General features: G+C 43.5%; 18 protein-coding genes and 1 tRNA gene. 10 read left to right on the forward strand and 9 right to left on the reverse strand.

The features are described from left to right. Position 1: 1 nt before the first annotated feature. Positions 2 to 415: an alternative ribosome rescue aminoacyl-tRNA hydrolase ArfB gene (gene arfB / locus L4D78_RS13650; protein WP_428467430.1), complete on the reverse strand. Its 414-nt coding sequence runs from the start codon at positions 413 to 415 to the stop codon at positions 2 to 4. Between the two features lie 194 nt (positions 416 to 609). Here arfB and L4D78_RS13655 point away from each other — a divergent pair, with 194 nt between their 5' ends. Continuing rightward, complete coding sequence (locus tag L4D78_RS13655; RefSeq protein ID WP_428467431.1) at positions 610 to 945, forward strand: DUF3392 domain-containing protein; 336 nt, start codon at positions 610 to 612, stop codon at positions 943 to 945. Between the two features lie 336 nt (positions 946 to 1,281). Here L4D78_RS13655 and L4D78_RS13660 read toward each other — a convergent pair whose 3' ends face one another. Next, positions 1,282 to 2,997, reverse strand: a complete 1,716-nt coding sequence (locus L4D78_RS13660; protein ID WP_428467432.1) for an NAD-dependent malic enzyme — start codon at positions 2,995 to 2,997, stop codon at positions 1,282 to 1,284. Between the two features lie 715 nt (positions 2,998 to 3,712). Here L4D78_RS13660 and L4D78_RS13665 point away from each other — a divergent pair. The 6 genes from L4D78_RS13665 (at position 3,713) to ygjK (ending at position 14,404) form a co-directional block, all read left to right on the forward strand. Then, positions 3,713 to 5,080: an endonuclease/exonuclease/phosphatase family protein gene (locus L4D78_RS13665; protein ID WP_428467433.1), complete on the forward strand. Its 1,368-nt coding sequence runs from the start codon at positions 3,713 to 3,715 to the stop codon at positions 5,078 to 5,080. 428 nt (positions 5,081 to 5,508) lie between these two features. After that, positions 5,509 to 8,601, forward strand: coding sequence for a beta-galactosidase subunit alpha (gene ebgA, locus L4D78_RS13670; RefSeq protein ID WP_428467434.1), 3,093 nt, complete (start codon positions 5,509 to 5,511; stop codon positions 8,599 to 8,601). Positions 8,602 to 8,604: 3 nt separating this feature from the next. Continuing rightward, positions 8,605 to 9,057, forward strand: coding sequence for a beta-galactosidase subunit beta (locus L4D78_RS13675; protein WP_428467435.1), 453 nt, complete (start codon positions 8,605 to 8,607; stop codon positions 9,055 to 9,057). A 103-nt stretch (positions 9,058 to 9,160) separates the two neighbouring features. Further along, positions 9,161 to 10,582, forward strand: coding sequence for an amino acid permease (locus L4D78_RS13680; protein WP_428467436.1), 1,422 nt, complete (start codon positions 9,161 to 9,163; stop codon positions 10,580 to 10,582). Positions 10,583 to 10,921: 339 nt separating this feature from the next. After that, on the forward strand, positions 10,922 to 12,010 hold the full coding sequence (gene ygjJ / locus L4D78_RS13685) for a protein YgjJ (RefSeq protein WP_428467437.1): 1,089 nt from the start codon (positions 10,922 to 10,924) through the stop codon (positions 12,008 to 12,010). Positions 12,011 to 12,025: 15 nt separating this feature from the next. Continuing rightward, on the forward strand, positions 12,026 to 14,404 hold the full coding sequence (gene ygjK, locus L4D78_RS13690) for an alpha-glucosidase (RefSeq protein WP_428467438.1): 2,379 nt from the start codon (positions 12,026 to 12,028) through the stop codon (positions 14,402 to 14,404). Positions 14,405 to 14,499: 95 nt separating this feature from the next. Here ygjK and selB read toward each other — a convergent pair whose 3' ends face one another. The 3 genes from selB to L4D78_RS13705 form a co-directional block, all read right to left on the reverse strand. Continuing rightward, positions 14,500 to 16,320, reverse strand: a complete 1,821-nt coding sequence (gene selB, locus L4D78_RS13695; RefSeq protein ID WP_428467439.1) for a selenocysteine-specific translation elongation factor — start codon at positions 16,318 to 16,320, stop codon at positions 14,500 to 14,502. Next, positions 16,317 to 17,678, reverse strand: a complete 1,362-nt coding sequence (gene selA, locus L4D78_RS13700; RefSeq protein WP_428467440.1) for an L-seryl-tRNA(Sec) selenium transferase — start codon at positions 17,676 to 17,678, stop codon at positions 16,317 to 16,319. Before selA ends, selB begins: the two co-directional genes overlap by 4 nt. A gap of 278 nt (positions 17,679 to 17,956) precedes the next feature. Next, a tRNA-Sec gene (locus L4D78_RS13705) sits at positions 17,957 to 18,048 on the reverse strand. A 353-nt stretch (positions 18,049 to 18,401) separates the two neighbouring features. Between L4D78_RS13705 and L4D78_RS13710 the strand changes: the two genes are divergently transcribed. Both L4D78_RS13710 and L4D78_RS13715 read left to right on the forward strand, forming a co-directional pair. Then, positions 18,402 to 18,845 (forward strand): GrdX family protein, encoded by a 444-nt coding sequence (locus L4D78_RS13710; protein ID WP_428467441.1) that lies wholly within the window; start codon positions 18,402 to 18,404, stop codon positions 18,843 to 18,845. A 205-nt stretch (positions 18,846 to 19,050) separates the two neighbouring features. Then, complete coding sequence (locus L4D78_RS13715) at positions 19,051 to 19,347, forward strand: hypothetical protein (protein WP_428467442.1); 297 nt, start codon at positions 19,051 to 19,053, stop codon at positions 19,345 to 19,347. Between the two features lie 167 nt (positions 19,348 to 19,514). Here L4D78_RS13715 and L4D78_RS13720 read toward each other — a convergent pair whose 3' ends face one another. Then, positions 19,515 to 20,231 (reverse strand): hypothetical protein, encoded by a 717-nt coding sequence (locus L4D78_RS13720; protein WP_428467443.1) that lies wholly within the window; start codon positions 20,229 to 20,231, stop codon positions 19,515 to 19,517. A 387-nt stretch (positions 20,232 to 20,618) separates the two neighbouring features. Continuing rightward, the gene (locus L4D78_RS13725) at positions 20,619 to 21,431 is read right to left on the reverse strand and encodes an enoyl-CoA hydratase/isomerase family protein (RefSeq protein ID WP_428467444.1); all 813 of its coding nucleotides are present in this window, start codon (positions 21,429 to 21,431) and stop codon (positions 20,619 to 20,621) included. Between the two features lie 135 nt (positions 21,432 to 21,566). On the opposite strand from L4D78_RS13725, the gene L4D78_RS13730 reads away from it, so the two are divergent. Beyond that, positions 21,567 to 22,517, forward strand: a complete 951-nt coding sequence (locus L4D78_RS13730) for a LysR family transcriptional regulator (RefSeq protein WP_428467445.1) — start codon at positions 21,567 to 21,569, stop codon at positions 22,515 to 22,517. A 168-nt stretch (positions 22,518 to 22,685) separates the two neighbouring features. On the opposite strand, the gene L4D78_RS13735 is transcribed toward L4D78_RS13730, so the two are convergent. Further along, positions 22,686 to 23,984, reverse strand: coding sequence for a glycine/betaine/sarcosine/D-proline family reductase selenoprotein B (locus L4D78_RS13735; protein ID WP_428467446.1), 1,299 nt, complete (start codon positions 23,982 to 23,984; stop codon positions 22,686 to 22,688). Between the two features lie 14 nt (positions 23,985 to 23,998). Continuing rightward, positions 23,999 to 25,291: a glycine/sarcosine/betaine reductase component B subunit gene (locus L4D78_RS13740; RefSeq protein WP_428467447.1), complete on the reverse strand. Its 1,293-nt coding sequence runs from the start codon at positions 25,289 to 25,291 to the stop codon at positions 23,999 to 24,001. Positions 25,292 to 25,319: the final 28 nt, after the last annotated feature.

The following is a 25,319-nucleotide window of genomic DNA, read 5'->3' on the forward strand; positions in this document are numbered from 1 at the left end:
GTCAAAAGTTAACTTTACCTCTTAATGTCTTGGTTTGTCCCCGTTGTGTTTTTTTATCAACTCTACGTTTCTGGGAATTTCGGGTTGGCCTTGTTTCTCTTCTGGCTTTTTGCTGCACCACAGCAGACTGAATCAGTTCTTTCAAGCGCTCTAATGCATCTTCTCGATTCTTCTCTTGAGTACGAAACTGTTGCGCTTTAATGATAATAACGCCCTCTTTTGTAATCCTGCTATCAGACAGCTTTAATAGCCGTTCTTTGTAAAAAGCAGGCAAGGTTGAGCGTTGAATATCAAAGCGTAAATGGATGGCACTAGAGACTTTATTGACATTCTGTCCACCTGCTCCTTGGGCTCGAATTGCCGTTAATTCGATTTCCCAGTCACTCAGTTGAACAGCGTTTGAAATGTTTAGCATAGCAATACAGAAAAATGACTTCGTTAAAACGAAGTATATCACTTTTAATGCTTAACTCTACGTGATTACACGGCATGAGCGTTTGATCGATAAAAATCACGTATCGAAAGAAAAATAGCTAAAAGCAACAGGAAAGTACTAATTTGGTCGTTATACCCCTATACGTTTTTTACACTTTACGACATTACTACTCAATGAATTACGCTATTTCTCTTATTGCTGATTTCGGCCACTGGTTAAGGCCGTGGTTACTCGATATTTCCACGGCCATTATTGCTTGTCTTCTTGTGATTTTTGGCTCTGATATCAACCGAATTTTAAGAAAACAGCTGTCCAGCACACACTTTATCATTCGTACCACAGTGTTTATTTTGGTTCACTCATTTGGCTATGGTTTTTTAATCATCAAAGCATCGCCATTTTTATCGCAGCAGCTTGAACAATTACCCAACCACTGGCTCGTTGGTTTTGTTACGATTGCATTCATCGTTGTTGGAGCATGGGCACAAAGAAATAGGCAATTTGGTTAAACCCGATACCTATAATAACCAAGTAAGCTATACGGCCATATTGAAGATTTGATACATCATGATTAACCACAGTGATACACCGCCAATAGCCATTGATGTAATAACAGCCAACTGCTTTAACTTTGAAAATAAGATTGATTGCTGCATACAAACCCCCTAATTTAGCAAGTACTCTTAACTCTATAATTAACCTCTTTGCAACATTATATTACCTTGAAATATAGAATTAAGCAGAGATTGAGATCACCAAAAACATGCTTGACCTAAAATGCTAAACCTTTGGCCTGTATAGCAAAAAGCCCAGCAAAAATGCTGGGCTAAAAATCAAAACAAATACTAAACCCTTCGGTAAGGTAAGTAAACAGGCTCCCACATATGTTCGGCAAGTTCCTGCTCGATATCTCGACCTCTCAGTATACTCTTTGGATCTGTCGCTTGAATATTCTCTAATATTTTGGTGGCGACGTGCAACGAAACATCTTTCAATTCGCTTATTTGTGGGAACACACACCCTTTAGCTAAATCCTCTTCACTAACACATTCTGCAAGGGCATAAGAAGCCATCGTAAACATATCCAGTGTGATCTTTTGAGTCTGCGCAACAATTGCTGCTAAACCAACACCGGGGAAGATAAATACGTTATTACCTTGGCCAACACGATAGTCAAAACCATTATAGCTAACATTATCAAATGGACTTCCCGTAGCAACGATAGCCTGACCATCACTCCAGAGGTAAATATCCTCAGGCAATGCTTCACAATTTGCCGTCGGGTTCGACAATGGGAAAATCATTGGGCGAGACGTGTACTCCATCATTTTTTGTACATGCTCTTGTTTAAATGCGCCACCAATGCCACTTGTACCTAACAAAACGGTTACTGGATAATGGTTAATCAGCTCAGTAAGCGACACTTTATTTTCTTCAGCTGTTTGCCAGCCCTCAGCTAAATGGCGTGGTTTTGCATAACGCTTTTTATATTCATCAAGACCAACACGATCATCAAAGACTAAACCTTGCGAGTCGAGAATAAAGATTTTATCGCGTGCCGTTACGTGCGAGCAGCCTTCTTTAAGTAGGCCTGCATAAATTTGATCAGCAACCCCTACACCACCAGCACCTGCGCCATAAACCACGTAGTTTTGATCAGCTAGCGATTCATTTTTAACTTTAACGGCTCCAAGAATACCCGCTAAAACAACCGACCCTGTACCTTGAATATCATCATTAAATGACGGAATAAAGTCTTCATAATCTGATAGGTTATCGAAGGCATTCGATTTGCTGAAGTCTTCCCATTGTAGAACTGCTTTGGGGAAATTACGTTTTACTTGATGAACAAACGCCTGAATAAAGTCTTTATATTCTTGGCCACGCATACGCTTGCGAGGCACGCCAAGATACATTGGGTCATCGAGTAAATCTTGATTATCAGTACCAACATCAAGGGCAATAGGTAAACAGTGAGCAGGGTGGATACCTGCACCCAAGGTGTAGAGTGACAACTTTCCGATTGGAATACCCATGCCACCAACGCCCTGATCACCAAGGCCTAAGATGCCTTGGCTATCAGTCACAACAATAATTTTAATGTCTTTACCCGTGAAGTTACGCGCCAAATCATCCATTTGATCCACGTTATCTTCAGTAATATATAAACCACGTGCTTTCTGGTAACGGTGACTAAACTCCTGACAAGCTTTACCCACCGTAGGGGTATAGATAATGGGAGTCATTTCATCGATATGACGAGAAAGTAATGCATAGAAGAGTGTTTCATTACGATCTTGTAGCGCGCGTAAAAAAAGGTATTTTTCAATATCTGTCGATGCACTTTTAAAGCCGTCGTAGACTCGGTTTAGCTGGTCATCAAATGTTTGTACTCGAGGTGGTAATAAACCACTTAGCTGGAATGCTTCACGCTCTTCATAACTAAAGCCTGTACTTTTATTTAATGTTCTGTCATTTAACAACTCAGTACCGGTTAGTGAAACAGGTCTAAACTCATTTCCTTCAGCATCTTTCCAACGCAGATATTTGCCAGTTGTCATTATGTTCCTCCATTTACATTTTTAGTCATTATTTTTGGTTTTTAGCCATCACTATTGTAGGGGTTTTCATTTGTTGATAGAAAACCCAACAATTGTAAAATTTTTGTATGACAAAAAATGTGATATCAGAATCTTTTATGACATCTATATCATAAATGAGTGATGAAGCGTCTACCTTTATGAACGGTGGGCTTTTACTTTAAGCATTCTCTTTTTCGTTTTTTCTATTGCAGCCTGGCTACGCAACTTAATGTTTTTTCGCACTTTAACCAAGTCACTCATAACGACACAACTCGTTGACATTGCTGGCATTTCCATAACGATTTATATTTTACCTTTTGCCACCAATTACGCTTTAGCTGGATCATTTGAACATTACAGCGACTACACATACCGCACCTCGATACTTAATGTTGACTTAATTAACACCATAAATATAGTATGACGTACCGTATCTAATTTCAAGTCAAAAAAATGTCAGACACTGGTAATTAGTTGACACTTAGTAAGCTTCTTTTTCGGCAATTACAGCTACCGCATAACAAATAAACTGTATAAACCCCTCGCAAACAATCGGTTGCAGATACCGTTTGCGTATATATTCCACTCACTCAGACAGCATAAATTTGATCGCAATCACAAAATATAATGTTTCAACAGAAATGGTTTGTAGGGTTTTGTAACCTCCGTCACCTATTCAGCTGGGAAATACAAAATGAAACTGACAAAAACAATAATTGCAGCATCGATTGCATTGGCTGCTCTTTCAGGCTGCAACAGTGATGATTCGATTACGACTTATAACGAAGCTCGCTTTGCGACATATAACCTATCGTTTGACCGAGCGACTTATGAAGATCTTGTTGCCGAAATGACAATGAGCCGCGATGCTCAGAGCACACTGATTGAACGCTATAAGCAAGATGACTCTTCACTGTCTGATGATGAGATCGAAATAGCTAAGAAAATCATTCAAATTCGTAATGTTGCAGAAACTATTCAACGTGTACGCCCAAATGCATTTGTCCTAGCTGAATTTAACAATGATGGCACGGGTGAAGACATGGCAGCCCTAAACGGATTCCATGATAACTACCTTGCCCATGCTCAAAACGGGCAAGAGCCAATCAGCTTCCAATACAAACAGAATGTTGCAACCAATACCGGTAAACCAAGTGAGTTAGATCTAAACCTAGATGGCACCGCTAGCGGGACTGGTGATGACGCTTGGGGGTTTGGTTTCTATCACGGCCAATATGCGTTTGCTGTATTCTCGCAGTTTGAAATTGATGAAACGAACGTTCGCTCTTTCCAAGACTTCAAATGGAAAGATATGCCAGGTGAAGAAAACATTGAAATCATCAGCTGTGAAGGTGCTGAAGGTGAAAATATTTGCCCTACAGGTAAAGCTGTTGGTGATGCTTGGTACTCTGATGATGCTTGGAGCGAATTCCCTCTTTCATCTAAAAACCACATTGATATCCCAGTGCTTGTTCCAACAAAAGATGGCAACCAAGAAACTATTCACTTCTTAGTTTCTCACCCTGCTCCACCTATTTTCGACAACCCTGCAAAGCATAATACTGAACGTAACCGTGCAGAGCTTCAGTTCTGGAACGACTACATCGATTCAAAAAACTACATGTATGACGATAAAGGTGTTTTCGGTGGTCTTCCTGCGGGTAGCAAGTTTATTATCGCAGGTGATCTGAATGCAGACCACCAGATGGGTGATGGTGATCGTGCAACAATTGCCAACCTAATCAGCCACTCAATGGTTAATGTGGAAGGTACTCTTGGTAGCTATACACCCGCGAGTAATGGCGGTGAATATTGTTTGAATGAAGGTATTTGTACTCGTAATCCAGATACTCCTCACGCTCAAAACATCACAAGCACCAGTGGCCTACGCCTTGATTATGTCATTCCTTCCGCGACACTTGATATCAAAGACTCAGGTGTATTTTGGCCAGCAGGTAACGAAGACGGATACAATCTTGTCTATGATGAAGAACTAGGTAACAGCAAAGGCGTTTCTTCCGACCACCGTATGGTGTGGATGGACTTTGATCTAACCAAATAATCTTCATTTGCGTTTAGTAACTTGATAGAAAGGGTCTGATATTGTTCAGACCCTTTTTTGCATCTCCAATACAAATTTTCCCACTCACCAACCCATCAAGTAAACTTTTACTAAAATTACATATAAGCTACTCAGGTTTAGCTTCGTGAAGTTAATCGAATAAGCCTAGTCGGCTAACGTATAAAAACCATACAAATACTGACCAAACAGCCTAATCATCCAGACCATAGCCTCTTACTTGATTCTTTTAGCTCGATCACACCAAACTATCCTGCCTACTACAAAAATGTGATCAAGTTAAAGTAAAACAATTTCACCCATATCATTTAGTAAAAGTTTTACCAATAATCACCTCAGATAAAGATTAGTCGTTACTTACACGACCCCACTTACGAATAAGAACGTCGGTTAAGAAACCGGGAGGCAATGTGAACAACTGGGAAAACTTCCTTCACTTACATGAGAACCGTATGGCGCCACGCGCATATTTCTTCTCATACCGCTCAGAAAAAAACGCAAAGACATTTCAGCGTGAACTGAGTAGCCACTACCAATTATTAAGTGGCCAATGGAACTTCAGCTATTTCACTAATCCTCTATTAGTACCCGAGGAGTTCTACTCTCAAGAAATGACCGATTGGGGCAATATTACTGTTCCGAATATGTGGCAAATGGAAGGCCACGGCGACCTTCAGTACACCGATGAAGGTTTTCCATTCCCGATTGATGTGCCTTTTGTACCATCAGATAACCCAACTGGTGCGTATCAGCGTACGTTCTTCCTAAGTGAAAGCTGGGATGAGAAGCAAACCATTATTAAGTTCGACGGCGTCGAGACTTATTTCGAGGTTTACGTTAACGGTGAATACGTTGGCTTTAGTAAAGGTAGCCGCTTAACAGCTGAATTCGATATTTCAGCATACGCGAAACCTGGTGCCAACCTACTTTCTATTCGTGTAATGCAATGGGCTGACTCAACCTACATTGAAGATCAAGACATGTGGTGGACAGGCGGTATATTCCGTGACGTTTACCTAGTAGGTAAAGAGCTGCTTCATGTGCAAGACGTAACCGTTCGTACCGACTTTGATGATGCATACCAAAGCGCAACGCTTTCTTGCCAAGTTGAATTAGAAAACTTAGCGACCACACCGGCTGGTGCAACACTGGAATACGCGCTGTACGATAACAATGTTGTTATCTCGCAAGGCTCATTAGATAACTTGATCGTTTCTGACAGCGCTTCAACTCAGTTTTCAGTTGATGTCGTAAACCCAACTCAATGGAATGCTGAAAACCCATACCTATACCAATTGCTACTAACGTTGAAGGATGCAGACGGCAATGTATTGGAAGTGATCCCACAACGTGTTGGTTTCCGTGACATCAAAGTACGTGATGGCCTGTTCTACATCAACAATAAATACGTGATGCTTCACGGTGTGAACCGCCACGATAACGACCACCTTAAAGGGCGTGCTGTTGGGATGGATCGCGTTGAAAAAGACTTAGTGCTGATGAAGCAGCACAACATCAACTCCGTACGCACCGCGCACTACCCGAACGACCCACGTTTCTACGAACTGTGTGACATCTATGGTTTATTTGTCATGGGTGAGACCGATGTAGAAACACATGGTTTTGCTAACGTTGGCGATCTCAGCCGCATCACCAACGATCCCGCCTGGGAAGCGGTGTTTGTAGAGCGCATTGAGCGACATATTCACGCCCAGAAAAACCACCCTTCTATCATCATGTGGTCATTGGGTAACGAATCTGGCTATGGCTGCAACATCCGTTCGATGTACGATGCCGCAAAAGCAATTGACGATACGCGTTTAGTTCACTACGAAGAAGATCGTGATGCTGAAGTCGTTGATATCATTTCTACCATGTATTCTCGCGCACAACTCATGAATGCATTTGGTGAATTCCCACATGAAAAGCCACGCATCATCTGTGAATACGCGCACGCAATGGGTAACGGCCCGGGCGGTTTAACAGAATACCAAAATGTTTTCTACAAGCATGATGCTATTCAAGGTCACTACGTTTGGGAGTGGTGTGATCACGGTATTCTTGCTCGTGATGAAGATGGTACTGAATTCTACAAGTACGGTGGTGACTACGGCGACTACCCGAATAACTACAACTTCTGCATGGATGGTTTGGTATACCCAGATCAAACTCCTGGCCCAGGCTTGAAAGAATACAAACAAGTCATTGCACCTGTAAAAATCCGTGATTTCGATGCACAAGCTGGCACCTTCACCGTCGATAACAAACTATGGTTCTCTAACATCGATGATTACACCATTACTGCCGAAATTCGTGCAGAAGGTGAAACCATTGCGGTACAACAGATCAAAGTAGAAGAACTCGCTGAAAACTCTAGCCGTGAAATCTTGTTAGATATCCCTCAGCTTGATACTCGTGAAGTGTTTGTTAACTTCACCGTTCGTAAAGATTCTCGCACTGCATACAGTGAAGCGAACCACGACATCGCGGTTTACCAATTCCAAGTAAAAGAGAGCACGGCTGAGCTAGAAGCTTTTACCACCAACAACGCAACTGCGCTGGAAGTTATTGAATCTCGCTTAGATTACATCGTGAAAGGTCATAACTTTGCGCTTAACTTCTCGAAAGTGAACGGTAAGCTGACATCTTGGCTAGTGAATGGCGAAGAGCTAATTGCTTCAGAGCCTAAGCTTAACTTCTTCAAACCAATGATTGATAACCACAAGCAAGAGCACGATGGTTACTGGGAGCCCGCTCACCTGCAAATCATGCAAGAGCATTTCCGCACGTTAAATGTAGAAGAGAACAACGGCAAAATTGAAATCACGACCACCAGCATCATTGCTCCCCCAGTATTCGATTTTGGCATGCGCTGTACTTATCGCTACCAAATTAACACGCAAGGTCAGCTAAACGTTGAACTTAGTGGCGAACGTTACGGGGATTACCCTCATGTCATTCCTGTTATTGGCCTAGACCTTGGCATCAACAACGACTTCGACCAAGTGCAGTACTACGGCCGTGGTCCAGAAGAAAACTACCAAGATAGCAAACAAGCCAACATGATTGATGTGTACCACTCAACAGTTGCTGACATGTTTGAAAACTACCCATTCCCGCAAAATAACGGTAACCGTCAGCATGTGCGCTGGGCAGCACTTTCAAGCCGTGCAGGTAATGGTATTGCGGTGAAACCTCAGCAAGAAATCAACTTCAGCGCATGGTTCTACACCAACCAAAACTTACATGCCGCACAACACACCATCGAGCTAGAGAAGAGTGGATACATCACCCTAAACCTTGACCACCAAGTCATGGGGTTAGGTTCAAACTCTTGGGGTAGCGAAGTATTAGACTCATATCGCGTTTACATGGATGAATTCCGCTACGGGTTAACACTTATCCCTTTCCAAGCCGGTGACTGTTCAGCTCAGTCATTAGTCAACCATCAGTTCGATAACGGCTTTTTCACCACGGGTCCATTAAAGAAGAACGAGGCATAACCCATGATCGTTTTAGAATCTCTAGAGCAATTTAAAGTCGTCTACCGCGACGGTCGAAAATGGAACCGTTGTGTAGAAGCTATTGAAAATATAGGCAATATCAAAGATGGCGTTATGTACTCCATCGGCGACTCACTGGCATACATGATTGAAAGTGGCGTGGCATGTCAAACAGAAACCTTCACAGGTAACCGTCGCTATTTTGATGTGCATTACTACTTAGAAGGCTGCGAAACTGTCGAATTTGCAGAAAAAAAACAACTTGAACTAACCCAAAGCTATCAAGATGAAACCGACCGCGAATACCTCACTGGCTCTGGCGAAACTCGTCAACTAAAACAGGGACACGTCGCCATTTTTGATAACAACAATGCTTACCGTTTCCATGGTGGTAACCGTGTACGCAAGGTTGTACTCAAAGTCACCATTGAAGATGGTTACTTCCTAAACAAATAAACAATTTAATTATAACGGGTCAGGCATAGCACCTGACCCTAACCAACAAAACGCTCAATAGCATTTGGGCTTATAATAACGACGTGATTCATCGGAGAACAACATGTCTGATCAACTTCGTGGCACGATAGGTAAGTTTGCCTTACTGTCAATGACCCTTGCAGCGGTATTCAACGTTCGCAACATTGTAAACAACAACATAGAACTTGGCTTAAGCTCTGCCCCTATCTTTTTGCTTGCCACTATTGTCTATTTTATTCCGTTCGTGTTTATCATTGCTGAATTTGTGTCAGCAAATAAGAACTCTGAATCAGGGATGTACGATTGGTTGAAAAAACCGCTTGGTACCAAAATGGCCTATTTAGGCTCGTTCCTATATTGGTTTGTAAACCTATTCTGGTTTGTATCGCTGCTACCCAATGTTATTTCGTATGCCTCTTACGCGATGCTCGGTTATGAATACGCATTCTCACCAGTAGTGACTTCTGCCATCTCGATTGTTTTATTCGCTGCAGCGACGCACATTTCAACTAAAGGTGCGACTTGGTTGGGCCGAATTTCTGAGCTTGTTGCTTACGGTGTATTTGCCCTATTCGGAATTTATGTCATCGGTGCAATTATGGCACTTGGTGGTGATCACGTCCCTGCGGAACCTATTACTCTGGAAGCGATGACCCCAACAATCAACTGGGCAACCATTGGTATTATGTGTTGGATTTTCCAAGCAGCGGGCGGGGCAGAAACAGCGGCTGCATACCTAAAAGATGTGAAAGGCGGTCAGAAAACCTTTATCAAAGTAATTATCTCAGCAGGTGTACTCATCGGTGCCATGTACGCGGTTGGTTCACTATTGGTAAACGTATTCGTTCCTCGTGAAAGCCTCACTTATGCAGGCGGCATGGTGGAAATTTTCACGGGTATGGCTCAATACTTCAATGTGTCTGAATCTTTAGTTGGCCGTTTCGTTGGTATTGTCCTGTTCATCGCAATGTTTGGTTCGATGATGATGTGGACAGCAGCTCCGGTTAAAATTCACTTCTCTGAAATTCCAAAAGGTATTTACGGTGAGAAAACAACTGAGCTTAATGAGCACGGTGTGCCAGTTCGCGCAGCTTGGTGGCAGTTTGCATTCGTCGTGGTAATGTTACTAGTCAGCGGTTTAGGTTCTGAGTCTGTACAAGACATGATGAACGTAGCAATCAACCTAACGGCAGGTACTGCAATGCTTCCACCTATCTTCATTATGGCTGCTTACTTTGTTTTCCGTCTGAAATACGACGATACACCACGTGATTTCCGCATGGGCTCTCGTAAAGTAGGTATGGCTGTTGTGTCGGTTCTTATTGTTATCTTTATCGTAAGTATGACAGCTTCTGCATTCCCAACAGGTGTGAACTTAATGAGAGCCTTCTTCATCAACGTCTTCATGACAGCAGTATTCTCTGCAATTGCTTGGTGGTGGATCTCTCGCTTTGAAAAGAAGCAAGCTCAAGGCGAATCATTAGAGGCCGTTAAACAACAATAAGCTTCGTTCTAGACTCCCCCTCTAGAAAATAGAAAATATATTAGCCCCTCGAGCGTTTCGCTTTGAGGGGCTTTTTTAATGCAAATACAACTTAATTATTCACCAAGCAAATCAATCCTTCACCTCACCTTTGAGCGTCATATACACCTAAAACCGCCTTAAAATTAACTGGTAAAGTTTTACTAAAACCAGATCACAATTTAAGAACGTATTTATTAAAAACCCATTAAATACCGCTACACTTCCGTTCGAAATAATRAGTTTATTGATATATACGTCAACAAAGAGCCAGTAGAGCTCTCGACGGTCACTTTTTACACTTGAGTAGAAGTTAATAAAATGAAACGTAGATTTACTAAAATAACTCTGATTACGAGCTATATTCTCACAGCCCTATCCGCCAACGCTACCGAAACAGAAGCTAGCCATAGCGACACTCGTCCTCCAGAAAACCCATCAAAAACCCTATTCAACTTTTATGGTGAACTAGGGCTTGGTGGTCATGTCGCACTAGAAGGGAACGATAAAGGCCGTTACGCTGATGGGACTTACATCGAAGCAGGTTTAGCAATTGAACATGGTAACTGGTTCGGTCTTGCTTATCTGGAAGGCTGGACAGTACAAGCTGACGACGAAGGCACTGCATGGGCAACTGGCCATGGATGGGGAGGGTTCGAAGGTGGCTTCAACCGCTTTTACGTTGGCTATCGCACAGACAATAAAACAGAATTTATTGTGGGACGCATGGACTCTTCATTAGATGACGTTCAATGGTGGGGTGATGCAACCGTCGAGTATGGTTACGTGATCTCTAACACTCGCGATGTCAATGTCGGTGTAAAAATCCAAAACTTAGAAGGTAAACTTCGCTATAGCGTTTCATTCGCGCCTAAATCTGACTTCTCGGAAGACGATGCGCTTGTCCACTTTGGTAAATACGATAGATTTGCTGACCAGTGGATTGATAAAAATGCCATGGTCAATGGTTACGTTCAATATGACGCAACGGATGCTCTTACGCTAATGGGAGGAGCAGAAGCTCGTAGCAATGATGGCGGTGAGTTATTTCTAGTTGGTGCTGAGTACAAAAACATTGCTGCTCGTGTATGGCACGACACCAATAAAGGTAATCGAAATGATGAACAGTCGATTGAACATGGTGATGGTCCGAATGGTACAGAGACTGGCTTTCAAACAAGTACTTGGTATGAAGCTGCACAAGGCGTTTATCTTTCAGCAGCATATAACTACGCTAACAACGAAATAGACGGTTTAGATGACAAGGTTACATCTTACATTAATGCTGGTGTGTGGTACGAGTACGGAAATGGTACGTACGCAACAGCCTTTGATAGCCGGTTCGGCGTAGGCGCAGACACTGAAACTGGCGACGCGCAAGTGTTCGCAATGCAATACTTCTACTGGTAATAACAGGAACTCATCATGAAACTGAATAAATCATTCGTCGCTTTAGCTATCGGTGCGGCACTTGTTGTTACTGGTTGTACAACAAATTCAAACACTGAAGCGCAGCTTCAAGCAAGCCAATTTAAAAATGTCATCGACCGTACTGGTTCTCCAGAGTACATGCGTGACTACGATTTCGATGACCACCAGCGGTTCAACCCATTTTTTGATTTAGGTGCATGGCATGGGCACTTACTTCCTGACTCTGACGCTGGTATGGGTGGCTTCCCTGGTACAGCGCTACTGACAGAAGAATACATTAACTTCATGGCAGACAACTTTGACCGTTTAAGCGTGTTCAAAGACGGGGAAAAAATCACGTTTACCATGGAAGCTTACAGCTTACCTGGTGCACTGATTCAAACATTGAAATCTGACGATGTGACTGTTGAGATGACGATACGTTTCGCGTCTGACCGTACCTCGCTACTTGAAACTAAGATCACCACCGATTCTCCAGTCGCGCTTGTTTGGGACGGCGAACTGCTAGAAAAGACGCATGCTAAAGAAGGTGAAGCGCAAACAGCCAAAACCATCGCAGAAACCTACCCAGACTACAACCGTCAGATCGTCGCAACAGATAACGGGGTAAAAGTAACATTCGGTAAGGTTCGCTCTACATGGGATCTGTTAACTTCTGGCGAATCTGAATATCAAGTCCATAAGTCGATTCCAACCCAAACGCAAGTTGATGGTTTAGCCTTTAGTTCAACGGCAAACATTGATGGGTCAACGACGATCTATACCACTTACTCGCATGTGTTAACAGCAGAAGAAAACACGGCAGAGCAAGCTGAGATCAAAAAGATCTTGGCAAACCCTACCGATTATCTTGCGGCATCAGAAGCACGCTGGGAAGGCTATCTTGAAATGGGCTTAACCAACCCTAACGCAACGCCAGAACAAGAGCGTGTAGCTGTTAAAGCGATGGAAACCTTAAACGGAAACTGGCGTGGCGCAGCTGGTGCAATGGAATTTGACTCCGTAACTCCATCGGTAACGGCTCGCTGGTTTTCTGGCAACCAAACATGGCCGTGGGATACTTGGAAACAAGCGTACGCCATGGCTCACTTCAACCCAGAAGTAGCAAAAGACAACATTCGTGCGATGTTCGCTTACCAAATTCAAGCTGATGACACAGTACGTCCATGGGATGAAGGCTATGTGCCAGACCTCTTAGCATACAACCTAAGTCCTGAGCGCGGCGGTGACGGCGGCAACTGGAACGAGCGTAATACCAAACCGAGCCTAGCAGCTTGGGCTGTGATGGAAGTCTACAAAACCACCGAAGACGAAGCCTGGCTCGAAGAAATGTATCCAAAGTTGGTTGCTTATCATGACTGGTGGCTACGTAACCGTGACAACAACGGTAACGGCATTCCTGAATACGGTGCTGCACTAGATAAAGCGCACAATACACCTGAAGGCGATATGTTCTTCACAGTAGTGCGCGGCGACGAGCATGAAACTATCGTAGGTCAAGAAGCGCTTGATAAAGTGGTGGCTGAAGGCGGTTACGACTTCATCGAAAGCCCTGCACAAATCGCAGCTTCTTGGGAATCAGGTCGTGATGATGCAGCAGCATTTGGCTTCATCGATATCGATCAGCTAAACGAATATGTAGCAAATGGCGGCAAGCGTTCTGATTGGGATGTAGAATTTGCTCAAAACCGCGCAGAAGATGGCACGTTACTAGGCTACTCATTGCTACAAGAGTCTGTTGATCAAGCAAGCTACATGTACAGCGATAACAAATACCTAGCCGAAATGGCTGACATTCTTGGCAAAGATGCTGAAGCAACAGAATTCCGCAAGAAGGCTGAGCATCTTTCAAACTACATCAATACTTGTATGTTCGATGAGAGCACTAATTTCTTCTACGATATACGTATTGAAGACAAACCTCTCGCCAACGGCTGTGCTGGTAAGCCTATCGTAGAACGTGGTAAAGGCCCTGAAGGCTGGTCTCCACTGTTTAACGGTGCGGCAACGCAAGAGCACGCTGATGCTGTGGTTTCAGTAATGAAAGATACTGAGGAGTTCAATACACACGTACCACTCGGTACAGCGGCACTATCTAGCCCAGCCTTTGGCCCTGATATTTACTGGCGTGGCCGCGTATGGGTCGACCAGTTTTACTTTGGTTTGAAGGGAATGGAAAGCTACGGCTATCGTGATGATGCTATCGAGATGGCAGGCGCTTTCTTCCAGAACGCAGATGGCCTAATTCAAGATGGACCTATCCGTGAGAACTACAACCCACTGACGGGTGATCAACAAGGCGCACCAAACTTTTCTTGGAGTGCAGCCCACTTGTACATGCTGTACAACGATTTCTTCACTAACACTCAATAACCCCACCCTGAAAATTTAAGACAATTTTCATCGGTGAATATGAACCCTAGGTCTTACGCTTAGGGTTCATAACAATGTTAATAACCAGCTAACAATCAAACACACTCTGGTTCAAGTGCCCTTAGCACTAAGCGATCATTCTCAATACGTTTAATCCAACCATCAGCTTCCATTCGGTTTAAAACTGGGATCAAATACTTACGGGAAAGGCCTGTGCGCTCCCTCGCAGCAGCGATGGCAAACCGTTCGCTCTCGCTATATCCAGTAAGTAGATCTTTTATCAATCCTTCATACAAGGATTTCTCATAGAAAATCTTACCTTCCATCGGCACGGCAAAGCCCAAGCGGACAAGATTTCTCAACTCTTTTTGTGCGCCTGGAATTTTCTCTTTTTCAGCCTCATAACCTTGCTTACCAGCTTGGATCATACGATCGAGAATTTTTTTCGCCGTCGCAGATAGTTGAGCTTCATCTTTGCCTGAACCAAGCGAGTATAGCTCGCCATTTTTACGTAACAATCCTTCTGCCGCTAATGAGCCGAGCAAGGCCGAAAGTGGCGGTATGGCTATCTGACACTTGCCACTTAGCTCATTAACCGGCATATCAATCTGCTCTTGCTGGAAGATCTGCTCAATTTGCTGGAAGGTTGTTTTGAAGCATTCTTCCGTAAATAGCCAATCATCACAGACCTTATAGCCTGATTCATCCAGTGTCTGCTCACCGCGCTTAGCATAACCGTACATCGCCATATTAATGGTGACATAATCTTCCCATGCAGGGTGATCGGGCATTGCCATTAAAAGCTCATACAGTTTCTGACGATGCTGCTTTTCAACCGCACCAGACCAAACAACTGCACCGCAGTTTAAAATCCGACTGCCACCATGTTGAATTAACAAGGCTCGCTGGTTCCAAAAGCAACAGGCAGACTCTTTCAAACGTAATCTGGCCAGATTCGTTCCTTTGAACACAAAGATCTTCGCTAGGGTATTAAACGATCCAAAAGCGACTTCAACTTCACTGTTGTTTCTAGACTGCTTTCCAGGTAAATAATCCTTAAATAATAAGCTGTCTAAACGGATAATGATCTCGTTGGTGACAAATGGTGCATCTCTCGCCTCAACCAGACAGAACCCCCGCTCAACTTCTTTTTTCTTTACCCCTTTTAGGCCAATCGCCACCCGTGATACCGGAAGGGCAGTATCAATGCTCTGGTGATAAGACTGTAAGCTTTTGACTTGTACTTCTCGACCAGAAGGCTGCATGATCAGTTTCTGACCAACGCGGAATTCACCGCCGCACAGGCTACCAGTTACCGTAGTGCCAACTCCATTGACGGTAAATACACGGTCGATATAAAGGTGTGCCCCACGCTTCTCATCAATCCCCACATCGCGGTCATCCACCATACTATCGAGCTTGTTACAGATATGATGGCGAAGCTGGTCAATACCCTTGTTCTGATGAGCAGAAACCACCATAGAGTCAGGAATAAAACCTGCAAGCTCAAGGAACTGCTCAAGGGCTTCTTCTTCCACCAGCGCCAGCATATCGTTATCGACCAAATCAGATTTGGTGATCACCAAGGTGACATTTTCAATCCCCATTGATGCAATAACCTTAAGATGGTCAGTCGACATTTGCATCCAGCCTTCATCGGCTGACACAACAAACAACACCATATCAAGGCTCCACACCCCTGCTACCATATTGCGTATAAAGCGTTCATGCCCCGGAACATCAATAACCCCAACAGGCTCGCCGTTGGGGTGCTTGAAATACGCAAAGCCAAGATCGATGGTCATCCCTCGCTTCTTTTCTTGCGGTAAGTGCGCCGTCTCTATACCGGTTAATGCTTTGATCAACGCTGACTTGCCATGATCTACATGCCCAGCAGTGCCTACAACGTAGCTCATTGCAACACCTCCGCCAGCTGGCTACGTAAATAAAACACTTCATCATTGCTGATAGTTGCCATGTTCAACTGCACTCTGTCGTGCTTAATAACCCCAATCACCGATAATGGCCAATTTCGCATCACCTGCAGTAACTTTTCGGGCTTGAAACGGCCAGCATTCGGCTCGATCTCTATCGACCAAGACGGATCACTCTGATCGGGCAGCGATCCACCACCTACGGTCATTTCAGAACGTACTACCGTTACCTGATCCCCAAAATCTTCAGCCAATCGATGAGCACGCTGCTCAATCGCAGACAAATCGGCTTGGCGTTTAACTTCAGCCACACCTTTACCGCTATCAAGCAGATTGAGTTTGCGAACGACGAGCTCTTCAAGCAATGAGTAAACAATGCGACTTGGACGGAATGCTCGCATCATCGGATTTTTCTCTAGCTGATGAATCAGCGATTGCTTGCCAGTTATTAAACCCGCTTGCGGGCCACCAAGAATTTTGTCGCCAGAAAAACACACAATATCAGCGCCAGCTTGAATATAACTTGCCACCGTTGGCTCATCAGGCATAACTTCTGTTGTTGTACCTGAGCCTTGGTCAACGGCCAGTACCACATGCTCAGGCAGTGCTTGAGCTAACTCTTTCACATCGGCAGATTCCGTAAAGCCACGGATCTTGAAATTTGAGGTATGAACAATGAGTACCATCGCCGTATCATCAGTAATGGCGTCCAAATAATCTTGTGTTGTCGTGATATTCGTCGTGCCGACTTCAACCAATTTAGCCCCCGATAAAGCAAGGATATCGGGAATTCTGAAGCCTCCGCCTATTTGAATTTGCTCACCACGAGAAACAATCACTTCTTTGCCTTTGGCGAGCTCATGTAGCATCAAGTAGATAGAAGAAGCATTGTTATTGACAACCAACGTGTCTTCTCCCTTTACTAAGTGTTGCATTAACGCTTGCAGCAGCCCTTTCCGCTTCCCTCGCTTACCCGTACCTAAATCGATTTCAAGGTTATTATAATGAGTGTTTACCTCACTCACACTTTGCCACAAATCGGCATCTAACGGTGAGCGGCCTAGGTTAGTATGAACAATAACACCAGTGCCGTTAATCACCCGCTGAAGGCGCTGCTGATTAACCAACCAACAACCACGCTCAATATGATGATAAAGCTGCTCTAACGAAAATGGGTTAGCTTCAGGGGTCTGGAGGTGCGCCTTTTTATAGGTATTCACTTGGTCACGTATGATGTCGGCCACCATAGGACGGCTCAATCGTTCGATATAAGCGGCAAGAAAGGCTTGTTGAAGGATTTTATCAATCTGAGGGATCGAAGATAAGGTGCTTACGGCCATAATATAAAGCCCCATTAAGATTAAAAAATTAAGTAAATAGTTGGTCTTTTATTACCACCAACTATAAGAATAATTAATCGGGCTTTATCGAATTAAGGGGGGCATGTATAACGTACAATTGAATTTATAATTTCAGTGGTAGTTAATATTCCACCATAATCTTAAAACCCTGAATAAAACATGAATATTATTTCAGGTTATTCTCAATTCATCGTCATGTTTTAATATTTAAAGTTACTAAGTGAATATTTACGCCATACACTTAGTTATAAAAGAGTTGGCGGAAGGAGCAGGAATCGAACCTGCCAAAGCCTATTCAGCTCACGTCGGTTTTGAAGACCGGGAGGGCCACCAGACCCCATCCACTTCCGCGTTTGATGGAGCAACTATAATATCTAACTCGATGATTTAAAAGTATATGAGTCAAATTTCGTGAGCATGCAGGCAAAATTAAAATCGTATGCAATTATAAGCTTATAATGTGCTTTGTATAACATTAATAAAATATCATAAAGGCTAATCGATAGATAAAAAACCACATTTAAAAACACTTATAGCACATTTATTTCACATTTAACTTAATTTATATAAAATGGAATATAAGATTTAATAACTAACACATAAGTAATATGTTATTAATTAATAAAACAAGAGCCAAAGCGCATTTATCATCTCGTAATAAAAATATAATTATGTTTTAGACAAGGATAGACAGGCACAACTGTGAGATACGACAAATTAGAGATAATTAGCAATAACTTAAGTTTAGCGAATTTATCAACACATATTAAAATCACTCACCGCGATCATATCGATGATGTGCTTAAGTTTACTCGCGATAAAGTACACCTTGGGGCAAAGCTTGTATCACATCCTCTCGCGGGCAGTGTAAAACCCCACGAGACACCTTATCGTAGCATTGTGATTTTCAATCAGCAGCAAGGGTTAGACATGGAGTCGCTAAATACCATAGAGCAAGCGATCGAGCGTTACCAAATCCTCTGCACACCGAATCCAGAACACCTAACGCTGACAGCATCAAAAATACACCGCCAGTTTCCAGATAAGCAAAATAGTGATTTTCAATTTATTGATCTACAACTCGTCAAATCAAGTCTTAGTGCGCTGGGAATACGATTTGCGGAATATCAAGCGGCCGTCGTTTAATCTAATCTTCTTCTAAAGGGGTTGTCTTTCTTCAATAAACAACCTCTTTACTACACCTTTCACTGTTCACACTTTGCCAACTCCGTGAAGTGCTTGTGAAATTAGCTAATGCCTCACATCACATCAAATGACATAACTCTAACTTTAACTCATTAAAAAGACAGTAGAATAATTATACCCAAGTACACGATTTTTAAGGGATGGCATGTCTAATATTCAGCCTCAACATTCAATGCATAATGATACTTGCAAGGCAGAGCAGGTAGGCCGAGTGACAGTTGTTTGTTCAGAACATCAGCTGAATTGGATGCATGATATTGATATCGCCAGTGTAGAGGTCGTCATCACAACTGCTGCTGATTGCTACAAGTATAATCTGAAGCGTATCCCTTCCATACTGTTCCATGAGTATGGGTTCATCACCAGTGGGATTAAGCTATCAACAGCCATTCAAGATCTAGAAAAAATCTTGCTACGAAGAGCGAAGTTCAGGAAAAAGTAGTGATGATAAATTAATCTCAGGAGTATGTTTTCGCAACCTGCGGGGCATTCAACGATAAAATAAGCAGCCTAGTCGGCTGCTCTTAGCATTATGATAATCTAACCGTAAATTATGGTTCTCTAAGCAGAAAACACATTGACCTCGGAGATTGTTTAAACCACAGCAAACTACTTAGCGAGTGTCTCTTCAATTTTCAACGTTCGCTCATTTGCCGCTCGGTTACTGATTTCGTGCATAACAAATGTCTTCGCATCACGAGTCCAAGCTTGGCCTGACTGTTCGTCGTATTGGTGTGGTAGCTCAATACCAGCAGGTGCATAGGCATCAATACCCATACGCTGAGATGTCGTGATAGTACGCAGGCTATGCTCGTAGAAGCCAACAACAACTGTTTTACCTAAATCACCACCCGACATTTTTACTGCCTCAATGGCAACACCGTTAGTACTTAGGTAAGTCAATGAGCCATCTGCAGCAATATGAGGGTTAATTGAAGTCAGGTGCTCTGCTGGAATACGGTCACCGATAGATTGCGCAATTTCCCACTGCGCGTATACAGGCTTACCTGTTTGCTCGTAAATTTCAACGACTGTATCTGCTAGCGCTTCGTTCATTGGTCCTGGTATTTGATTACCATTTTCTAGAACACGGTTACCAAATGCATAAGCTAAAATACTGTCTGCTTCATTCAATGGAAGCTCTTCGCCCTTCCAAGTCAAAATATTATCCATCAAGAATTCAGCAGCATAAGCAGCAACGGCTTTATCTTCTAACTGAACTTCTAACTTCTTGGTCATAGCATCTTGTAATTCAGCATCTGTTAATGCGAATGCTGGAGCGGCAACAACGGTTGATAATAAAACGGATAGCAGTAACTTTTTCATATTTATGGCTTCATCTTGATTAATAACTATTGAGCACCTTATCAAGATAGGTTGAGTCACACCTTTTCACAAGTCGCACAATTACACACACTAACAAGTTATTACCCAAGCGTAACGTGAAGTAACTTTACGTTACCTCGCCACAATGACGAGATCCCATAAAGGCTGAGAATTCGAAATTAAAGTACATATCAGCTCAAAATATCACCCCCCCAAAGCACCACATGATCGCATCTTTTTGATAACATTTGCACGTAAAAGCTGAGTATCTCAACGTGGTAAAGAAGTACCTGTCGGTATAATTTTACGCCAATAAAAAAGCCAACCGTTTCTGGCTGGCTTTAACTTATGTCAGCATTCCATGACACAAGGATCGACTTAAATTGCTTATTTGGTAAGCTCTGCGGCTGTGTCTACAAAAATCCCCTGAATATCTTTTGCCTCACGCTCAGTCTGCCCGCCATGCTTTAGAAATGCTTCGATGATGGCTTGAGTTTTCATCTCCTTTGCGCGTTCCAAGAAGTAGCGTAACTCCAATTCCGTGCCAGCGTTTTCATCTTTAATAGAGGTCTCTATGATCTCTTTGTACATCACAATGTCGCGAATTTCCAATTGGCTCATGACACCAAGAGTCTGGGTCAGGAAGGCTTCTATTTCCGCCTTAGGTACATACTGAGTAATAATATTCAACGCTTCTGCTTGCTGGGCCGTAAAGTCATTGCCAAGAAGCAATGCCTGTAACGCCTTGTTTTTACCCATTCTTCTTGCAAATTGCACCGCACCTTGACCACCTGTTGGGATGTTAACGTGAATTTCGGGTTGAGCAAATGCTGCGTTTTCCGTGCCATAAGCCAAGTCGCACGCCATAACGAATTCATTACCGCCCCCACGCGCCACACCGTCAACAACGGCCACCGATAACTGTTTCATTGCCTTGATGTTAGCGATCATATGATTAAATTCAATCGATGCAGCTTGCCCCCCTTGAGTGCCGTTTATCACATTTAGATCCAAGTGAGCTAAGAAGAACTGCTCATGAAGTGATTTGAAAACCACCACTTTTGTATCGCGGATATCTTTTAGCGATAACACAAAGGCATTGATTTCATTGATCAAGTCAATCGTCAATACATTCACTGGCGGATTATCGATAGTGACTGTTGCAATACCGTTATCATGGGTAATCGATAATGTTTTCATGAAGTCTTCCTCACTTGAATAGATGGGCTTAATCAGTTTAGGCCCTCATTGTGTGGCTACTATAAATTTGTCACCGATGAAGAAAAATGCTCAAATTGGCACATTATTGGTGCATAAATAGCAACAAAGGTGGGTATGGATTTTTCTAGTCGATTATTACTGCTACTTGAAGTAATAGAACTCGGTTCATTTACCAAGGTTTCCGACCAAAGAAATGTCGATAGGTCAGTTATCTCAAAACATATAAGCCGATTAGAGGAAGAGCTTGGCGTACGCTTGCTAAACCGGACAACCCGCTCACTTTCATTAACTGCAGCGGGTAATGAAATGGTGAACCAAGCGACATTGTTACGGACGCTGTTAAATGACACGCACCGACTGGCGCAGAATTACCATGCTGAGCCCAAAGGCGTTTTGAGGATCACCAGTTCAACCTTGTTTGGGCGTCAATATGTTCAGCAAGCGGTGCAAGCCTTCCAGCAACAATACCCTGATGTAGATATTGAATTACGCTTAGAGGATCGGGTAGTCGATATGGTAAGAGAAGGATTTGATATTGGCTTTCGTATCGGCAAACCCAAAAACTCAAGCCTGATAATCAGAAAAATAGCGCGTAACCGATTATTGATTGTCGCATCCCCCGCCTTTATTAAAAAGCACGGAGAAATCAAGACAATTGAGCAATTGGAATCATTACCCGCAACGGTCTACGGTGCTCCGGGGTTGTTGATTGATAAATTTAGGTACTTCGATAACAACAATGAAAGCAAGCACTTGCAGTTGAACGTTGCCTATAAAGTGAATGATGTAGAGATGATCACAAAAAGTGCCGTCGCAGGGAACACCCTCGCTATTGTAACGGCGCAGATGATTGAAAACGAAGTACTGGATGGAATGCTGATCCCGATAATGACTCAGCTTCACTTAGATGATTTCGGTACTTTTTATGCCGTATACCCTCACCGAGATGCCCCCGTCAAAACAAAATTGTTCATTGATACACTTAAGTCCATCATCGGTGAAGAGTTACCATTATGGGAAAATTATATCCCTCATTTTGAGACGATGTACGGCCGCACAAAATAGTCGTCAACAAATAGTGAGCTAAACACTAATGACCATTGTGAGACATTGCTCTTCACCTTTTTAATATCAGGCTTAGCGCACGCATCGTTCAAATTAACACCACTAAAAAAGCCAGCCGTTTCCGGCTGGCTTGAACTTATGTAATGGTTAAACTACATAAGGCTCGGTTTAGAATACCGTTTGCTCATCAATCTTGGTTTGAAGTGCTGTTAGCGCTTTTTCTACAAGCTGACGACGTGCGTACTTCTCTTCTTTCGGCTGCATCTTAGGATCACCCAGTGGATGAGGGATCGCAATTGCAGGGACGATGCGGTTTGCACCAACGGTTTTAGAGATAGGCACGACAGTTAAAACGTGGACTACAGGCATTACTTTTTCGATTTCTTTTAGCATCGTTGCGCCGCAACGAGTACAAGTGCCTCAAGTGGAGGTGAATATAGCTGCTGTCACCCCTGCCTTCTGTAGTTTCATCGCAATTTCTGCACCATACGCTTTGGAGTTCGCTACCGAAGTACCGTTACCAACCGTGGTGTAGAACATGTCATGCAAGCTTCCAATAACACCTTCTCGTTCCATGTCACGCAGTACATCAACTGGAAGAACTCGGTTCGGGTTTTGGTTACAGGCTACAGGATCATAACCACCGTGGGCTGTTTCATGAGTATCTTCAGTCAAAGTTTCTAAACCTTGAATGCTGTACTCACCGTACTTTGATGCGCTTGATGATTCAATATGGTCAGGGTTACCCTTTGGCACCACACCACCAGAAGTAACCAATGCAAACTTGGCAGTGCTTAACATTTCAATCGGTGGTTGAGGTTCAACACGGTCAAACGAAGGCATTGGGTATTCAGTGATGAACTCAGGGCCTGCCAATTTGGCAATCAACAAGTCAACTGCGCGCTCTGAACCACGCTTTTCTGCGAAGAAGTTAACGCGGATACCACGTGGCATATAGCCCGCTTCTTCTGGTGAGCCCATTTCACCTTCGGTATCAATGAAGCGGTTCACCATATTCACCATCGCTGGAATGGCTTTGCGCATACTTGCTGCGCTATTACCCGTTTCAACCATGTAAGCATATTGGCGGAATAACTCGTAGCCTGGGTTTTCAGGGTACATACCCGAGATAGTCGTGATACCCATCTCATGCGCCACTTTCGCTACCGTACCACAAGCCATGCCATAACGACCTGCGTTGAAGGCTGGGCCTGCAACCACTAAGTCAGGTTTTAGCTGCGCTAAAATTTCCTGAAGGCCATGGCAACATAGGCTTTCATTCTCGTTGAAGTAAGAGTCACCACAAATAATGGTATGGGTGATCTCAGCCTTATCCTGTAGCATCGTATTCACTTGCGTGCCAACGCCAACTGTACCTTCTACCACTTCCATCGGAATATGGGCCATCTCTTCGCCACCTTTTTGGGCGAAAAATTGGTTCAAGTAATAAACTACTTTCAATGTCATGTGAGTATCCTCGCTTAGCTTGCTTTGGTGGTGAGGTGATGGAAACCAAGTTCACTGGTTGCGCTAAGAATAGCTTGTAGTTCAACCGTGATAGAGCCATCTTCATGCAAGCTGCCTTGGAAACCACCGGCAACCATATCAGCGTAGCGGTCATGACCGATCACTTTGTCCATCGCTGGTAATGTCACAAGTTGGTTAGCATTACCGTTAGTGACAACCGCATCAGCGCTCTTATGAGAATCCGCTAAAGACTGGCTTTCACCGTTCTGGCCAGCGTACTCATCGGTTAGCAACACGGTTTGAATGCCTGCTGCTTCTAATTTTGCACAGTTCATCATCAGATCGGCATCTGGGTTACCAAAGCCTTCTTCACTCACGATGGCGGCATCCCAACCCATTTGCTTTGCAAGTTTCACAACAAAGTTTGAAGAGCGTTCTTTATCACGTAGCGTCACGTTTTCGTTAGTCACGATAGCGCCCATGAAGTTGTACTTCGAGCCGTGGTGACGATATAGGTCGTAAATTACTGGGCTATTCTGGTGTACATAACTGGTGTTTTTGTCACAAGCCGATACACAGTTACCGCTGATGATTGCACCGTCCATCACTTCAGTTGGGTACATCAGTGTAGGAAGAATACCTTTTACATCAACACCGTAATAGTAGCTATCGTGTAGTAGGCCTTGGCTTTGCAGCATGTAAACATAACCCACTTTGGGCAGGTTAGGATACTCAGCCGCCTGCTCTAGCAGCGGTTTTGTTTCGTAAGTCTGAATCTCGTCTGGCTCAATATCAGCCGCCAACTGACCAATCCAACGCCCCGCTTCAAGCCCAACGACACGAAGAACACCTTCGTGATCATACTGGTTACACGACTCATCTACTTCACACTGAATCACGAGGTTCATGGTTGAAGAGAATGGGGTGTAATCCGCACCAGGGCCGCTCATATCCAGGATACCTTCCTGGAAGCCAACAACCTCACCTGTAGTGACAACCGCCATGCCTTTTAATACATGAGTACGGCCTTCACCCACCATATCTTCTTCACCAAGATGACGACCAGGGAAAATGCTCCCACCACCGTTGACTTTCACTCGAGGCTCAATTGCATCTTTAACAGGCATAATACGGATACTATCGCCAGGTTTTGCAATTGAGAGTTCAATTGAGGTGATACGGTGATCAAGTTCTGACAAGTAGCCGGTTAGGGCTTGCTGATCGATAGTCACAGTGTTTTCTTTAACTTCGCTTACTGGCCCGAACGCCAGATCACGAACGTGAATATTGCCTAGTTCGAGTTTCATTTATTTCTCCAAACAAGCGTCAATTGGG

This window comes from Photobacterium minamisatsumaniensis, from assembly GCF_050336695.1.
Taxonomy (GTDB): Bacteria; Pseudomonadota; Gammaproteobacteria; order Enterobacterales; family Vibrionaceae; genus Photobacterium; species Photobacterium minamisatsumaniensis.

Bases quoted from the DNA above. Each gene is read 5' to 3' on its own strand.
- ygjJ (WP_428467437.1), top strand. From the start codon at position 10,922: ATGAAACGTAGATTTACTAAAATAACTCTGATTACGAGCTATATTCTC.
- L4D78_RS13675 (WP_428467435.1), top strand. From the start codon at position 8,605: ATGATCGTTTTAGAATCTCTAGAGCAATTTAAAGTCGTCTACCGCGAC.
- L4D78_RS13730 (WP_428467445.1), top strand. From the start codon at position 21,567: ATGGATTTTTCTAGTCGATTATTACTGCTACTTGAAGTAATAGAACTC.
- L4D78_RS13720 (WP_428467443.1), bottom strand. From the start codon at position 20,231: ATGAAAAAGTTACTGCTATCCGTTTTATTATCAACCGTTGTTGCCGCT.
- selA (WP_428467440.1), bottom strand. From the start codon at position 17,678: ATGGCCGTAAGCACCTTATCTTCGATCCCTCAGATTGATAAAATCCTT.
- ygjK (WP_428467438.1), top strand. From the start codon at position 12,026: ATGAAACTGAATAAATCATTCGTCGCTTTAGCTATCGGTGCGGCACTT.
- arfB (WP_428467430.1), bottom strand. From the start codon at position 415: ATGCTAAACATTTCAAACGCTGTTCAACTGAGTGACTGGGAAATCGAA.
- L4D78_RS13660 (WP_428467432.1), bottom strand. From the start codon at position 2,997: ATGACAACTGGCAAATATCTGCGTTGGAAAGATGCTGAAGGAAATGAG.
- L4D78_RS13680 (WP_428467436.1), top strand. From the start codon at position 9,161: ATGTCTGATCAACTTCGTGGCACGATAGGTAAGTTTGCCTTACTGTCA.
- selB (WP_428467439.1), bottom strand. From the start codon at position 16,320: ATGAGCTACGTTGTAGGCACTGCTGGGCATGTAGATCATGGCAAGTCA.
- L4D78_RS13725 (WP_428467444.1), bottom strand. From the start codon at position 21,431: ATGAAAACATTATCGATTACCCATGATAACGGTATTGCAACAGTCACT.
- L4D78_RS13740 (WP_428467447.1), bottom strand. From the start codon at position 25,291: ATGAAACTCGAACTAGGCAATATTCACGTTCGTGATCTGGCGTTCGGG.
- L4D78_RS13665 (WP_428467433.1), top strand. From the start codon at position 3,713: ATGAAACTGACAAAAACAATAATTGCAGCATCGATTGCATTGGCTGCT.
- L4D78_RS13655 (WP_428467431.1), top strand. From the start codon at position 610: ATGAATTACGCTATTTCTCTTATTGCTGATTTCGGCCACTGGTTAAGG.
- L4D78_RS13715 (WP_428467442.1), top strand. From the start codon at position 19,051: ATGTCTAATATTCAGCCTCAACATTCAATGCATAATGATACTTGCAAG.